General features: G+C 72.2%; 15 protein-coding genes. 8 read left to right on the top strand and 7 right to left on the bottom strand.

Annotated features, from left to right (window positions below):
* Positions 1-286: 286 nt before the first annotated feature.
* Together ACR807_RS37200 and ACR807_RS37195 are read right to left on the bottom strand one after the other, a co-directional pair.
* A complete protein-coding gene (locus ACR807_RS37200) occupies positions 287-1,816 on the bottom strand; it encodes an AMP-binding protein (RefSeq protein ID WP_438926207.1) in 1,530 nt (509 codons plus the stop codon).
* Positions 1,817-1,924: 108 nt separating this feature from the next.
* Entirely contained in the window at positions 1,925-2,662 is a 738-nt protein-coding gene (locus ACR807_RS37195; RefSeq protein WP_438926206.1) for a Sir2 family NAD-dependent protein deacetylase, read from the bottom strand.
* A 177-nt stretch (positions 2,663-2,839) separates the two neighbouring features.
* Here ACR807_RS37195 and ACR807_RS37190 point away from each other — a divergent pair, with 177 nt between their 5' ends.
* Complete coding sequence (locus tag ACR807_RS37190; protein ID WP_438926205.1) at positions 2,840-3,154, top strand: hypothetical protein; 315 nt, start codon at positions 2,840-2,842, stop codon at positions 3,152-3,154.
* A complete protein-coding gene (locus ACR807_RS37185) occupies positions 3,151-4,629 on the top strand; it encodes a flagellar basal body protein FliL (protein WP_438926204.1) in 1,479 nt (492 codons plus the stop codon). Before ACR807_RS37190 ends, ACR807_RS37185 begins: the two co-directional genes overlap by 4 nt.
* A 33-nt stretch (positions 4,630-4,662) precedes the next feature.
* Here ACR807_RS37185 and ACR807_RS37180 read toward each other — a convergent pair whose 3' ends face one another.
* Together ACR807_RS37180 and ACR807_RS37175 are read right to left on the bottom strand one after the other, a co-directional pair.
* Entirely contained in the window at positions 4,663-5,310 is a 648-nt protein-coding gene (locus tag ACR807_RS37180; RefSeq protein WP_438926203.1) for a hypothetical protein, read from the bottom strand.
* A complete protein-coding gene (locus ACR807_RS37175; protein WP_438926202.1) occupies positions 5,307-6,050 on the bottom strand; it encodes an ABC transporter ATP-binding protein in 744 nt (247 codons plus the stop codon). The genes ACR807_RS37180 and ACR807_RS37175 overlap by 4 nt, the downstream gene beginning before the upstream one ends.
* Positions 6,051-6,229: 179 nt before the next feature.
* Between ACR807_RS37175 and ACR807_RS37170 the strand changes: the two genes are divergently transcribed.
* A complete protein-coding gene (locus ACR807_RS37170; protein WP_438926201.1) occupies positions 6,230-9,061 on the top strand; it encodes an aconitate hydratase in 2,832 nt (943 codons plus the stop codon).
* A 56-nt stretch (positions 9,062-9,117) separates the two neighbouring features.
* On the opposite strand, the gene ACR807_RS37165 is transcribed toward ACR807_RS37170, so the two are convergent.
* The gene (locus tag ACR807_RS37165) at positions 9,118-9,270 is read right to left on the bottom strand and encodes a hypothetical protein (RefSeq protein ID WP_438926200.1); all 153 of its coding nucleotides are present in this window, start codon (positions 9,268-9,270) and stop codon (positions 9,118-9,120) included.
* Between the two features lie 119 nt (positions 9,271-9,389).
* Between ACR807_RS37165 and ACR807_RS37160 the strand changes: the two genes are divergently transcribed.
* Complete coding sequence (locus ACR807_RS37160) at positions 9,390-11,573, top strand: pectate lyase family protein (RefSeq protein ID WP_438926199.1); 2,184 nt, start codon at positions 9,390-9,392, stop codon at positions 11,571-11,573.
* 53 nt (positions 11,574-11,626) lie between these two features.
* Here the strand turns inward: ACR807_RS37160 and ACR807_RS37155 are convergent, their stop codons facing one another.
* Positions 11,627-11,821, bottom strand: a complete 195-nt coding sequence (locus ACR807_RS37155) for a DUF397 domain-containing protein (protein ID WP_438926198.1) — start codon at positions 11,819-11,821, stop codon at positions 11,627-11,629.
* Positions 11,812-12,654: a helix-turn-helix domain-containing protein gene (locus tag ACR807_RS37150; RefSeq protein WP_438926197.1), complete on the bottom strand. Its 843-nt coding sequence runs from the start codon at positions 12,652-12,654 to the stop codon at positions 11,812-11,814. The genes ACR807_RS37155 and ACR807_RS37150 overlap by 10 nt, the downstream gene beginning before the upstream one ends.
* A gap of 130 nt (positions 12,655-12,784) precedes the next feature.
* On the opposite strand from ACR807_RS37150, the gene ACR807_RS37145 reads away from it, so the two are divergent.
* The 4 genes from ACR807_RS37145 to ACR807_RS37130 form a co-directional block, all read left to right on the top strand.
* On the top strand, positions 12,785-12,994 hold the full coding sequence (locus ACR807_RS37145; RefSeq protein WP_438926196.1) for a hypothetical protein: 210 nt from the start codon (positions 12,785-12,787) through the stop codon (positions 12,992-12,994).
* A complete protein-coding gene (locus ACR807_RS37140; protein ID WP_438926195.1) occupies positions 12,991-13,290 on the top strand; it encodes a contact-dependent growth inhibition system immunity protein in 300 nt (99 codons plus the stop codon). Before ACR807_RS37145 ends, ACR807_RS37140 begins: the two co-directional genes overlap by 4 nt.
* 52 nt (positions 13,291-13,342) lie before the next feature.
* Complete coding sequence (locus tag ACR807_RS37135) at positions 13,343-13,756, top strand: hypothetical protein (RefSeq protein ID WP_438926194.1); 414 nt, start codon at positions 13,343-13,345, stop codon at positions 13,754-13,756.
* Positions 13,744-14,465, top strand: a 722-nt coding sequence (locus ACR807_RS37130) for a hypothetical protein (RefSeq protein WP_438926193.1), incomplete at its 3' end; no start/stop codon positions are given. The genes ACR807_RS37135 and ACR807_RS37130, both read left to right, overlap by 13 nt.

The raw sequence follows: 14,465 nt of genomic DNA, 5'->3' as shown, positions 1-14,465 counted from the left end.
TCGGCGTCGCGCCTGCTCTCGTCGATCTCCGCGTCGCTCGGGTTGGGCGGTGGCGGCGGCACGGCGACCGCCGACCCCACCAGGGCGAGCACCGCGGACACCACGAGCACGACGAAGACCACCCACCGAGTCACGACACCCGCCTCCCGCCGTTCGGCTCACCGCGTTGCGCCGGACGGCGGCACGCGATCACGTGCCGGAACGATGCCACCACCGCCGCGTCGCCACCACTCGACCCGGGCGCACCATCAGCCACACGGGTCACACGGGTTTCGCGGGCGCGACATCAGTTCACCCCGCGCTCCCGGTCCGCCCAGTAGGGCTCGCGCAGCTTGAACTTCTGCACCTTGCCGGTCGCGGTGCGCGGGATGGCGTCGCGGAACTCCACCGACGTCGGCGCCTTGTACCCGGCCAGCCGCGCCTTGCAGTGGGCGATCAGCTCGGCCTCGGTGACCTCCGCCCCCTCGGCGGTCACGACCAGCGCCTTGATCGTCTCGCCCCACTTCTCGTGCGGCACGCCGACGACCGCCGCCTCGGCCACGGCGGGGTGGCTGAACAGGGCGTCCTCGACCTCGATGGACGACACGTTCTCGCCGCCGGTGATGATCACGTCCTTCTTGCGGTCGGAGATCGTGAGGTGGCCCTCGTCGTCGAGCGCTCCGCCGTCGCCGGTGTGGAACCAGCCGCCGTCCAGCGCCTCGGCGGTCGCCCCCGGGTTGTCCCAGTAGCCGTCCATGACGACGTTCCCGCGGGCCAGCACCTCACCGCTCTCCGAGATCCGCAGCCGCACGCCGAGGCCGGGCGCGCCGGCCCGCGACAGCTTGCGGGCGCGCTCCTCCGGGGCCAGGTCGTCATCACCCGGTCGGGTGCGGTTGAAGGTGAGCAGGGGCGAGGTCTCGGTCAGGCCGTACAGCTGGAGGAACTCCCAGCCCAGCTCCTCGGCGACGCGCGCGATGGTGCGGCTGGGCGGCGGCGCGCCGGCGCAGACGATCCGCACCCGGCCGCGGCCCGGGACCTCGCCGTCCCAGTCCCGGGCGGCGTCGAGGACCGCGTTCCACACGGCGGGCGCGCCGCACATGAGGGTGACGCCGTGGTCGCGGACCCGCCGCAGGATCTCGGTGCCGTCGACCTTGCGCAGCACGACCTGCGGCACGCCGAGCCCGGCCAGGCCGAACGGCATCCCCCAGCCGTTGCAGTGGAACATCGGCAGCACGTGCAGGTACACGTCGCGCTCCCACACGCGGGCGTGCAGGGCGAACGTGACGGCGTTGAGCCAGGTGTTGCGGTGGGTCATCCGCACGCCCTTGGGGCGGGCCGTGGTGCCGGAGGTGTAGTTGATCGTCGCGGTGGCGTCCTCGTCGGGCGCGCCCCACGGCCGGGGCTCGGCGTCGAAGCGCATCAGCGCCTCGGACTCCTCGCCGAGGGTGAACCGGTGCCGGGCGGTGACGCCGGGCAGGTCCAGCTCGGGGTCGACGAGCAGCACCGACGCGCCGCTGTGCCCGACGATGTAGGACACCTCGTCGGGCCGCAGGCGGAAGTTGACGGGCACGCAGACGCGCCCGGACGCCGGGACGGCGTGCAGCAGTTCGAGCAGCCGGGCCGAGTTGTGGCTGACCACGGCCACCCGCTCGCCCTCGCCGACGCCGAGCGCGTCGAACCCGGCCTGCCAGGCGCGGACGCGGTCGGCGAACGCGCCGTAGGTCGTGGCCGGCACGGGCGGCGCGGGCTGGTCGGGCTCGTCGACGACGGCGGTGGTCCCGGCGAAGACCTGCTCCGCCCGGTGGAGGAAGTCGGCGACGGTCAGGGGTACGCGCATGCGAACCGACCTTATGGGCCGTTCCGCGGGCCGGCTAGGCCGCGGGACGGTCCCGCGCGCCCACCGCTTCGCGTGTCCGCGCCGGGGCCCCGCCGGGCGGGCCGGCGGTCACCAGGTGCTCGGGTCGCCCCACGTGCGCACCGGCCCGGTGGCGGTCACCGGCACGGCCACCAGCTCCGGCAGCGCCTCCTCGGCCGGCGCGCGCACCACGGCCGCCGCCAGGTCGTCGCACGGCGTGGGCCCGGGGTTGACCACCACCACGGCCGCGCCCGCCCGCGCCGCGAGCGCGACCAGGTCCGAGGCGGGCGACACGGTCAGCGACGTGCCGACCGCGAGCAGCGCGTCGCAGTCCAGCGCGGCGGCCCTCGCCGCGCGCAGCACGGGGTCGGGCACCGGCTCGCCGAACGCCACCACCGCCGGTCGCGGCACGCCGCCGCACACCGCGCACACCGGGGTGGCCGCGCCCGCGCGCACCTGCGCCAGGGCCTCCTCCACGGGCGCGCCGGCGCCGCACGACACGCACACCACGCGCGCCATCGACCCGTGCAGCTCCAGCACCTCCGCCGACCCGGCCCTCCGGTGCAGCCCGTCGACGTTCTGCGTCAGCAGCGACCGCACCCGCCCGGCGCGCTCCAGCTCCGCCAGCGCGAGGTGGGCGGCGTTGGGTCGGGCGGTCCACATCGGATCATCCAGCCAGGACCGCCACGCCGAGCGCCGCGCCGCCGCCGAGGCGAGGTAGGCCGAGGCGCTGAAGGAGAACCGCGCCACGCCCGACGGGAACGACACGCCCGCGCCGGTGAGCACGGTGATCCGCCGCGCGACGGCCATCACGTCCCGTGCACCCATGCCACCACCGTCCCACACGCCTGCGAGCATGGCGCGGTGCGCAGGACGTGGACGGGTGTCGGGCTCGGGTCTGTCGGGTTGATCACAGCCGTGGTGGGGACGTTCCTGCCGTGGCTGCGCTCCGGGACGGTCGACAGGACGAGTTACGAGGTGCTCGCGCTCCGTGGTTTCGCCGGGTTGGACGGTGTGCCGGGCGAGGTGGTGCGGGGGCTGTGGGTGGGTTTGATCCCCCTGGCGGTGTGCGCGATGGCCCTGTGGGTGATGCGCTTTCCCCGAATCGGTGCTTGTCTCGCGCTGATTTTTGGCACCATCACGGGAACGGTGGCGGCTCTCGCCGCCGTCCAAGGGGGCGACGGGGCGGCACTGGTCGGGATCAGCTCGACGGGACCGGTGGTGAGCCTCGGTGGTGCCGTGCTGGGGATCGCGGGGGCGATCACCGTGCTCACCGCGAAAACCCGCACAGCGAACAGCAGTCCAGGAGGATCTCCGTGACCCACCCAGGTGGCGGCGGCGGCGAGTGGCCGCCGCAGAACAACCCCTACGGCCAGCCCCAGCAGCCCGGCTACCCGCAGGGCGGCTACCCGCAGCAGCAGCCCGGGTACCCGCAGACCGGCCCGCAGGGGTTCCAGCAGCCCCAGCAGGGTTTCCCGCAGCAGGGTTTCCCCCAGCAGGGCTTCCCGCAGCAGCCCTACGGCCAGCAGCAGCCCTACGGGCAGCCGCCGGTCGGCTACGGCGCCGAGCCGCCGAAGAAGAAGCGCACCGGCCTGGTCGTGACCGCGATCGTCGCCGTCCTCGTGCTCGCCGCGGGCACGGTCGGCACGGTGTGGGCGCTGCGCAGCTCCGACGACGTCGCGGCGGGCTCGGAGAGCCCCTCCACCGCGGCGAACAACCTGCTCAGCGCGCTGGGCAGCGGTGACGTGCTGGGCATCATGAACGGCCTGGCGCCCGCCGAGGCGGCGCTGAGCAAGGACTACACCGAGGCCACGGTCAGCGAGGCCAAGCGGCTGGAGATCCTGAAGAAGGAAGCCGACCCCAACAAGGTCAGCGGCGTCGAGATCAAGAGCGAGGGCATCAAGTTCGACGACGCCGCCGCGGAGAAGGTCAACGACCACCTGACGATCAACAAGGTGGTCGAGGGCAGGATCACGATCACCTCGGACGTCAAGCAGATCCCGTTGACCGACAAGCTGGTCGACGCGCTCGGCGCGGAGCTGGACCGGGCCGCGCCGCAGACCGAGACGCTGGACTTCGCGAAGGTGAAGGCCGACCGCAAGGGCAAGCCGATCGGCATCGCCACCATCAAGGTCGGGGACGACTGGTACCCGAGCCTCTTCTACACCATCGCGCACGCCGCGCTGGAGGAGGAGGACCTGAAGTGGCCCGCCAAGGGCATCGCGCCCGCCGGCGCCGGTTCGGCCGGCGACGCCGCGAAGCAGCTCGTGGAGAAGGCGCTCGACGGTGACCTGGAGGGTGTCATCGCCCTGCTGCCGCCGGACGAGATGGGCGTGCTCCAGGACGTCGGCCCGGTCCTCCTCGACCAGGTGGGTCGGACGGCCGCGAGCGGCGCGAAGCTGATCGACCTGGAGACGGACACGAAGGACGTCACCGGCGGCGTGCAGGTGACGGTCCGCAGGCTCGTGCTGGAGGTCAACGGCGAGCAGGGCGAGATCACCCGCGACGGCGACTGCTACACGGCCAAGGCCGAGGGCGAGACGCAGCGGCTGTGCGCGGACGAGATCACGCAGCTGGTGGAGCAGCAGGGCGGTCGCGACATCCCCGCCGCGGCGATCGACGTCATCGGCCGGGTCGGCGCGCAGGTGCTCAAGGACGGCGTCGGCGTGGTCGCCACCGAGGTGGACGGCAAGTGGTACGTCAGCCCGTTCCGCACCTACAGCGAGATCTTCCTGACGCTGATGCGCGGCCTGGAGCCGAAGGACCTGGACGAGCTGATCAAGGCGGTCAAGTAACACCACGCGGGACCTCTCGGCCCCCGTCGCGGACTACCCGCGGCGGGGGCCGAGCGCCGTGCCGAGCCAGGTCGCGGCCACCACGAGCAGCGCGGCGACCACGCCGGAGAGCGCGAGGGCGCCCACGACGCCGTCCTGGTGGGAGAGCGACCACAGCACGTTGCCCACGGGCGGGGTGCGGCCGAACAGGAGCACGAGCACGACGAGGGCGGTCGCCGCGAGCACGGACCAGCCGGCCTGGCCGATCACCGGCCGCGCGCACAGCAGGCCCAGGCCGACGCCGGCCAGCGCGCACACCGCGAGCGCCGCGAACCCGGCGAGCACGGTCGACGGCGGGTAGGGCCGGGGTTGGGTGAGCACCGGGACCAGCGCGGCGACGGTGGCCACGGCCAGGGCGGCCAGCGAGGCCAGCACCGCCACGGCGGCCTGCACGCGGGCCCAGCCGCCGGCCGCGACGACGGTGACCGAGCGCCGCACCGGGTCCTCGGCGCTCGCGACGACCACGGTCAGCCACACCGACACCGGGTGGACCAGCACGCACGTCCCGGCGTACGCGGGCAGCGGCGGGCCGGCGTCGGAGGCGTAGAGCATCCCGAGGACGGCCGCGAACAGCAGCAGCGGGGGCAGCCAGCGCTGGGTCCGCAGCACGTCGGCGAGCAGGTACCGCACCAGCGCGATCACGACCGCACGCTCCGCACCGAGCAGCCCAGCCGCAGCGCCTCGGCGAGGACGCCGTCGCTGTACCCGGACCGCACCTCGACCCGCGCGCCACCGCCGACCGCCTGGGCCACCGACACCCCCTCCAAGCCGCTGATCAGCGGGAACGACTCGCCGACCCGGTCCAGTTCGATCACCACCGCGCCCGCGCGCACCGCGCCCAGGGACACCTCGCGCATCCCGGGCACGACGTGCCCGTGGTGGTCGGTGAGCACGACGGCCGCCCCGGAGGAGGCCACCAGCTCCCCCAGCACCGCGCCCGCCGCCGCGTCGAGGCCGGACCACGGCTCGTCGAGGACCAGCAGGTCGGCGGCGTGCAGGGCCTGGGCCAGCGCGACCTTCTGCGCGTTGCCCTTGGACAGGGTGGCCAGCGGCGCGTCCGGGTCGCCGACGAACCCCAGGTCGTCCAGCAGGTCCCGGCGCACCGGCACGCCGCGCACGGCGGCCAGGTGGCGCAGGTAGTCGCGGGCGGAGAGCCGCACCCCGGTGGGGAAGCGCTCGGGCACGTACCCGACCGACGGGCCGCGCTCGACGCGCCCGGCCGACGGGGCGGTCACCCCGGCCGCGACGCGCAGCGCGGTGGACTTGCCCGACCCGTTCCCGCCGCGCAGCGCGACCACCTCGCCGGGGCCGACGTCCAGCGTGAAGTCGCGCAGCACCCACGGCCCGCGCCCGTAGCGCTTGCCGATTCGATCAAGACGCACCACGGGTGTGATGATGCCCGGACCGGGGTGGGGCCGGGTTGAAGCCGCATACAGGACAAGCGTACTGTTTGGGGTAGGAGGGCACCGCGCCGACAGGTGCGGGAGACTCGGCAGCAGTTCCGAACAAGCAGTTCCCAACCGACTTTGCGCGTCACCAGATGTCACCAGATGGAGTTCCAGTGACTGCACCAGCGAGCAAGGACAGCTTCGGCGCCCGCGGCACGCTCACCGTCGGCGACGCCTCGTACGAGGTGTTCCGGCTGAGCGCCGTCGAGGGCGCGGAGCGCCTGCCGTACAGCTTGAAGATCCTGCTGGAGAACCTGCTCCGCACCGAGGACGGGGCGAACATCACCGCCGACCACGTGCGGGCCCTCGGCAGCTGGGACCCGTCGGCCGAGCCGAACACGGAGATCCAGTTCACCCCCGCCCGCGTGGTGATGCAGGACTTCACCGGCGTGCCCTGCGTGGTCGACCTGGCCACCATGCGCGAGGCCGTCACGCAGCTGGGCGGCGACCCGACGAAGGTCAACCCCCTCGCCCCCGCCGAGCTGGTCATCGACCACTCGGTGATCGCCGACATCTTCGGCCGCCCGGACGCGTTCGAGCTGAACGTCGACCTGGAGTACGAGCGCAACAGGGAGCGCTACCAGTTCCTGCGCTGGGGCCAGACCGCGTTCGACGAGTTCAAGGTCGTCCCCCCGGGCACCGGCATCGTGCACCAGGTGAACATCGAGCACCTGGCCCGCGTCGTCATGGTCCGCAACGGCCAGGCGTACCCGGACACCCTGGTGGGCACCGACAGCCACACCACGATGGTCAACGGCATCGGCGTGCTCGGCTGGGGCGTCGGCGGCATCGAGGCCGAGGCCGCGATGCTCGGCCAGCCCGTGTCGATGCTGATCCCGCGCGTGGTCGGCTTCAAGCTGCACGGCGAGCTGCCCGCGGGCGCCACCGCCACCGACCTGGTGCTGACGATCACCGAGATGCTGCGCAAGCACGGCGTGGTCGGCAAGTTCGTCGAGTTCTACGGCTCGGGCGTCGGCGCGGTGCCGCTGGCCAACCGCGCCACCATCGGCAACATGAGCCCGGAGTTCGGCTCGACCTGCGCGATCTTCCCGATCGACGGCGAGACCATCGACTACCTGAAGCTGACCGGCCGCTCGGCCGAGCAGCTGGCGCTGGTCGAGGCGTACGCCAAGGAGCAGGGCCTGTGGCACGACCCGGCCGTCGAGCCGGTGTACTCGGAGTCGCTGGAGCTGGACCTGTCGACGGTCGTGCCGTCGATCGCCGGCCCGAAGCGCCCGCAGGACCGCATCGAGCTGGTCGCCGCCAAGACGGCGTTCCGCGAGGCGCTCGGCGCGTACGTGTCGAACACCGAGCAGACCTCCGAGTCCAGCGTGGACGAGGCCGTCGAGGAGACGTTCCCGGCCAGCGACCCGATCTCCCCCGCCGACGGCGACAACGGCGGCGCGCCGCGCGTGGTGCACACCGCGGCCGAGGGCGCCGAGGGCCGCCCGTCCAACCCGGTCAAGGTGAGCCTGGACGGCGCCGAGTTCGAGCTGGACCACGGCGCGGTCGCCATCGCCGCGATCACCTCGTGCACCAACACGTCGAACCCGTCGGTGATGATCGGCGCGGCGCTGCTCGCGAAGAAGGCCGTGGAGAAGGGCCTGGAGCGCAAGCCGTGGGTGAAGACCACCCTGGCGCCGGGCTCCAAGGTCGTCATGGACTACTACGAGCGCGCGGGCCTGCTGCCGTACCTGGAGAAGCTGGGCTTCCACCTGGTCGGCTACGGCTGCACCACGTGCATCGGCAACTCCGGCCCGCTGCAGGAGGAGATCTCCGCGGGCATCAACCACGGCGACCTGGCCGCCGTGTCGGTGCTGTCCGGCAACCGGAACTTCGAGGGCCGGATCAACCCCGACATCAAGATGAACTACCTCGCGTCCCCGCCGCTCGTGGTGGCGTACGCGCTGGCCGGCTCGATGGACAAGGACATCACCACCGAGCCGCTGGGCACCGACCAGAACGGCGAGCCGGTGTACCTGGCCGACATCTGGCCGTCGCCGCAGGAGGTCTCCGAGGTCGTCGCCGCGTCGATCTCCCCGGAGGGCTTCACCAAGGGCTACGCCGACGTGTTCGCGGGCGACCAGCGCTGGCAGTCGCTGCCCACGCCGACCGGCAAGACGTTCGAGTGGGCCGAGGACTCCACCTACGTGCGGAAGCCCCCGTACTTCGAGGGCATGCGGATGGAGCCGTCCCCGGTGACCGAGATCGGCGGCGCGCGCGTGCTCGCGCTGCTGGGCGACTCGGTGACCACGGACCACATCTCCCCGGCCGGCGCCATCAAGGCCGACTCGCCCGCGGGCAAGTACCTCACCGAGCACGGCGTGGAGCGCAAGGACTTCAACTCCTACGGCTCGCGGCGCGGCAACCACGAGGTCATGATCCGCGGCACGTTCGCCAACATCCGGCTGCGCAACCTGCTGCTCGCCGACGAGAACGGCGGCCAGGGCGTGCAGGGCGGCTTCACCCGCGACTTCCTGGCGGAGGGCGCGCCGCAGACCACGATCTACGACGCGTCGGTCGCCTACGCGGAGGCCGGTGTGCCGCTGGTCGTGCTGGCGGGCAAGGAGTACGGCTCCGGCTCGTCGCGCGACTGGGCCGCGAAGGGCACCTCGCTGCTGGGCGTGCGCGCCGTCATCGCCGAGTCGTTCGAGCGCATCCACCGCTCCAACCTCATCGGCATGGGCGTGCTGCCCCTCCAGTTCCCGAACGGCGAGACCGCCTCGTCGCTCGGCCTGGACGGCACGGAGACGTTCGACTTCACCGGCATCACCGCGCTCAACGACGGCGACACGCCGCGCACCGTGCACGTGACCGCCGCGAAGCAGGACGGCTCGAAGGTCGAGTTCGACGCGGTCGTCCGCATCGACACCCCCGGCGAGGCGGACTACTACCGCAACGGCGGCATCATGCAGTACGTGCTCCGCAAGATGGTCCGCAGCTAGTCCGGACCGGGAGCGCAGGGGCCGTCCACCTCCGGGTGGGCGGCCCCTGCCGCGTTTCAGCGCCCGAACCGGGAGCGCAGGCCCCGGACGAACTTCTGCGACCATTCGGCGGCCATTTTCCCGGCGACCCGGAATGCTTTTCCGGACACATACGTGAAACGCCGTCGAACAAACCGTCGAAAACTGTCGAAACTGTCGAACAGGTCCACGGTTGTGAATTTGGTTGACATCCGCGAACCGACCCCCTGAAAGTGGCGACATCGCCGCCAGCGTGCCCAACCCACGTACAGCCGACGACGAGGTCGGCCCAGGTCCAACGGAGGACTTCGTGAGGAGAACACCCGCGTTAGCGATTGCCGCGACGCTCATCGGCGGTATCACCACGGCCATCACCGCGACCACGCCCGCCGCCGCCGCGGAGGCGTCGCCGATCGGCTTCGCGTCGGTCAACGCCCTCGGCCAGAACGGGACCACCGGTGGCGCGGGCGGCGCGACCGTGACGGTCGGCAGCGCGTCGGCCTTCATCACCGCCGTCAAGAGCACCGCCCCGCTGACCATCCAGGTCAACGGCACGATCCCGTTGAGCGGCATGCAGGACGTCGCCTCGAACAAGACCATCGTCGGTGTCGGCACCGCCGGCCGGATCACCGGCGGCGGCCTGGACGTCGACGGCACCAGCAACGTCATCATCCGCAACCTGACCTTCACCGGCGCGGGCGACGACGCGATCAACATCACCGACGGCGCGCACCACGTGTGGGTCGACCACAACGACATCTCGGGCGCGGCGGACGGCGCGCTCGACGTGAAGCGCGGCTCGGACTACGTCACGGTTTCCTGGAACAAGTTCCACGACCAGACGAAGAACTCGCTCGTCGGGCACTCCGACGGCAACGGCAGCCAGGACCGCGGGAAGCTGCGCATCACCTACCACCACAACTTCTTCGACGGCACCGCCGAGCGCAACCCGCGCGTCCGGTTCGCCGACCCCGTCCACGTGTTCAACAACTACTACCGCAACATCCAGGGCACCGATTCCTACGGCGCGGCCACCGCGATGGACGCGGGCGTGCTGGTCGAGGGCAACTACTTCGACAACGTCGCCGCGCCGACGAAGACCCAGATCTTCGAGTCGGACCCGGGTCGCCTGGTGCAGCGCAACAACGTGTTCGTGAACTCGGGCGCGCCCCAGTCCGCCGGCACGGTCGTCGAGCCGCGCACCTACTACCAGTACTCGGTGGACGACCCGAACTCCGTGCCCGCCTCCGTCACGGCCGGCGCGGGCGTCGGCAAGCTCACCCCGCCGACCCCGGACACCACCGCGCCCAGCTCCCCCGGCGGCCTCCTGGCGAGCGCCGTGTCCGCGAGCAGCGTCACGCTGGCCTGGACCGCGTCCACGGACAACGTCGGCGTCGCGGGCTACACCGTGTACCGCGGCGGCGCGCAGGTCGGCACGTCAACCACGCCCGGCTTCACCGCCACCGGCCTGAGCCCGAACACGTCGTACACCTTCCACGTGGTGGCGCGGGACGCGGCCGGGAACAGCTCCGCCCCGTCGGCGACGATCACCGCGCGGACGAACGACGACACCGCGCCGCCCACCGGCGGCCCGGTCGGCTTCGCGTCGGTCAACGCCCTGGGCCAGAACGGCACCACGGGCGGCGCGGGCGGCCCGGAGGTCACCGTCACCACCGCCGCCGACTTCATCGCCAACATCAAGGCCGACGGGCCGCGCGTGGTCCGCGTGCAGGGCCTCATCACGCTGCCGGCCGGCATGTACGACGTGTCGTCCGACAAGACGATCATCGGCGTGGGGTCGGCGTCGGGCATCACCGGCGGTGGCCTGAACATCGGCCTGCCGGTCAGCAGCGTCACCACTCCCCCGGCGAACGCCGTGCACAACGTCATCGTCCGCAACATGGTGTTCAAGGGCGCGAGCGACGACTCGATCAACGTGCAGATGTTCAGCCACCACATCTGGATCGACCACAACGACCTGTCGGCCGGCTACGACGGCCTGATCGACATCAAGCGCGGGTCGAGCTACGTGACCGTGTCGTGGAACCACACGCACCACCACACCAAGAACATGCTGCTGGGCCACGACGACTCCAACGGCGCCCAGGACATCGGCTACCTGAAGGTCACCTACCACCACAACTGGTTCGACAAGACCCCGCAGCGCAACCCGCGCGTGCGGTTCGGCAACCCCGTCCACGTGTTCAACAACTACTTCTTCGACAACAGCGACGTCGGCGTGGCCTGCCAGGCGCAGTCCGGCTGCTGGGTCGAGGGCAACCACTTCGACGACGTCGAGGAGCCCATGACGACCAGCTACGCGGGTCCGAAGGGCAACATCGTGCAGAAGGACAACCTGTTCACCGGCGAGTCCGGTGCCCCGGTGGTGGGCGGTTCCGTGCAGGACCCGCGCACCTACTACCAGTACACCGTCGACCCGGCGGCGAACGTGAAGGCGCTCGTCACCGCGGGGTCGGGCACCGGCAAGATCTGACCGCCGCCGCGCACGGGCCGTCCACGACGAGGTGGGCGGCCCGTGCCGTGCGGTCAGACGTCGTAGTCGCCGTCCTTGACGCCCGCCACGAACACCGCCCACTCCTCGTGCGTGAACACCGCCGTGCCCGCGTCCGGCCGCAGGTTGTTGCGCACCTCGACCGCGTCCCCGGTGAACTTCGTCTCCACGCACGTACCGCTGTTGGTGGTCCGCCGGGGCAGGAACCATTCGTCCGTCTTCAGAGGCATGCACCGAGTATTTCGGTGCTCGCCTCTCTGCTCAATGCCATGCCCTTCATCAGGTCCAGGTGGTGGGTGGCGCGTTCCACCACTTGCGGGCGGTCCTGGATCGTCTCCCGGCCGTAGCTGTCGGTCAGCAGGATGTCCGGTGCGGGCGGCGGGAACCGGTGCAGGGTGGCGAGCACACCCCGGAAGGCGTGCGGACCGCCGTCGTAGGGCATCACCTGGATCGTGACGTTCCCGGTGGTGGTGTTGAGGGCGATCAGGTGCTCGATCTGCTGCCGCATCACGGCCCTGTCGCCCACCACGGTGTGCAGCGCCCCTTCGCCGAGGATGCACCAGTAGCGCAACGGCGGCCGGTGGGTCCGGGTCAACAGCTTGCCGCGCTCCATGCGCAGGGCGAGCAGCTTCGCCGCCTCCTTGCCCTGCCAGGACCAGTCGAGCAGCGCTTTGGCGTAGGGCTCGACCTGGAGGATGCCGGGGACGAGTTCGCCGGAGTAGCAGAGCGAGGACACCGCCTGCGCCTCCAGGTCCACGATCCGGCGGTGGTTGTTGGGTACGGTGGCCGCCGTGTACGGGCCGGGTGGCCGGCGTCCGCGCGAGGTGCGGGCGAACTCGATCAGCTCGGCCCGCTCGTCCCCGGTCACGCCGAAGTGGTCGAGCAGGCGTTCCAGCTCGACCGGCTTGGGCTTGGAGCGCCCCGTCTCCAGGTCGCCGATCTTGGAGATGGTGCAGCCCAGCAGGACGGCGGCCCCCTCGCGGCTCACCCCGGCCTGCTCCCGCATCCGGCGCAGGGTCGCGGCGATCTGGACGTGCTCGGTCTGCACGCGGCGCTGGACCATGTCCCACCTTCCGTCGGAAATCGAAGGCTAGTGGGCAATTCCGCTGCGTAAAGTCACCCGACTGTGTAGATGTGCACTTTTACGTGCGTAGATACGTTGTGTGGCACCAACTCGCAACGGGAGGCACGACATGACCGCGAGCACGACGACGAAACCGGTCCGGGGCTCGACCTGGCTCAGCCTGGACGACACGCACCAGGTGACGTGCACCGTCGACCACGACGAGGACGTGGCGCGGGTAACCGTGTTCGGCCCGATCGAGGTCGACCTGGAGATGCCGCGCGAGGTGGCCCGGCGCTGGCGCGACGTGCTCGACGCCGCGCTCGCCGAGGCGCGATGAGCACCCTGGAGCAGCTGGAGGGCGTCGACTGGGGCGACCCGCCCGCCGACGCCACCCACCTGGTCGGCGCGGTGCACCGGTTGCGGCGCAAGCCGGTCGCGGAGCTGGGGACCGAGGACCTGCGCGTCCTGATCGGTCAGCAGGTGGGCCTGCGGTGGCTGGTGCCGCGCGCGCTGGAGGTGCTGCGCGACGACCCGCTCGCCGAGGGCGACCTCTACCCCGGCGACCTGCGCGACGCGGTGCGCCGCCTGGACGACGCGTTCTGGGCCGCCCACCCGGACCTGACGCGCCCCTGACCGCCCGCCGGTCCCACCTCGTTAGGGTGTGCGCCCTTGGGGGGTGGTGCCGGTGTTCGAGGTGATCCGGTTCCTGGTCGGCGCGGGCCTGGCGGTCGGCCTCGTGGTGTGGACGTGGCGGACGCGCGACGCCGTCGCGGGACCGACGGCGGTGGTCGGGCCGCTCGACGCGGAACACCGGCGGGTCCACCCGGCGGTCTGGTCCGTGCCGCTGGTCGCCGGCGCTGCGCTGCTCGCGGGACGGCTGGTGCACGGCTGGGCGCACCGGCCGCGACCGGGCGCGTACGTCGTCTCCCGGGCCCACGAGGGTCCCCTGGAGATCGAGCCGCACCACTACGCGGCCGTGTTCGGCAACGACCTGCTCGACGGCGACCTCGACCACGTGGCCCTAATGGTGCTGCTCGCGCTCGGCGTCGTCGCGGTCACGACGGCCGTGCCGGGGAGGCGGCTCCCGTGGTCGAGGTGATCCGGTACCTGGCCGGCCTGGCGCTGGCGATTGGCCTGGGGCTCCGGGCGTGGCGGACGCGCGACGCGGCGCTGGGGCTGTCGGCGGTCGCCTACCTGGCGGCGGTGCAGTACCTGCGGGTGAACCCGGAGCTGGTGCTCGCCGCCGGCGCGGTCGTCGCGCACGCCCTGGCCACCCGGCCCCGACCGTGGCACGCGGTGGTCGTCGCGGGGCTGCTCGGCGCGCTGTGGCAGCCGGTGGCGCTGGTTCTGGTGCTCGCGGGTGTGGTGCTGGCCGGGTCCGAGCGGCGCGCCACCCGACCGGGCGCGTGGTTCCCGCCGCTGGTGGCGGGCGCGGCGCTGGCGGCCTGGCGGCTCGTCGACGACTGGGCGCGCCGGGTGTCCCCGCCCGAACCGCCCGCCCCGGTCTTCCCGCCGGGCTCGATCACCCAGACGCTGTCCGGCCTCGCGCCGCCGGCGGCGGAGTCGGGGTCCGTGACGCTCTACGCGGTCACCTCGGAGGACCTGTTGGCGAGCTACGCCCACGCGGTGTCCCCCGGGACCGTCGACCACGATGTGGTGGCGCTGGCGGTGGCCGTGGCGCTCGCGCTGGGCGTGGTGGCGTGGCGGCGGCGGTCGGCCCACCTGCTGCTGACCGCCGCCGCCTACCTCTGCGGCACGTGGGTCGCCGAGACCACCGGGCTCCCGTGGTGGCGCGGCGACCCGCCGGT

This window comes from Saccharothrix sabaoui, from assembly GCF_051756985.1.
In the GTDB taxonomy this organism is placed as follows: Bacteria; Actinomycetota; Actinomycetes; order Mycobacteriales; family Pseudonocardiaceae; genus Actinosynnema.
Note: the sequence above shows the minus strand (reverse complement) of the source record. Positions and strands in the feature narration are given on the sequence as shown.

Coding starts and splice junctions, on each gene's coding strand:
- ACR807_RS37140 (WP_438926195.1), top strand. CDS start 12,991: ATGAGCACCCTGGAGCAGCTGGAGGGCGTCGACTGGGGCGACCCGCCC.
- ACR807_RS37200 (WP_438926207.1), bottom strand. CDS start 1,816: ATGCGCGTACCCCTGACCGTCGCCGACTTCCTCCACCGGGCGGAGCAG.
- ACR807_RS37195 (WP_438926206.1), bottom strand. CDS start 2,662: ATGGGTGCACGGGACGTGATGGCCGTCGCGCGGCGGATCACCGTGCTC.
- ACR807_RS37155 (WP_438926198.1), bottom strand. CDS start 11,821: ATGCCTCTGAAGACGGACGAATGGTTCCTGCCCCGGCGGACCACCAAC.
- ACR807_RS37150 (WP_438926197.1), bottom strand. CDS start 12,654: ATGGTCCAGCGCCGCGTGCAGACCGAGCACGTCCAGATCGCCGCGACC.
- ACR807_RS37145 (WP_438926196.1), top strand. CDS start 12,785: ATGACCGCGAGCACGACGACGAAACCGGTCCGGGGCTCGACCTGGCTC.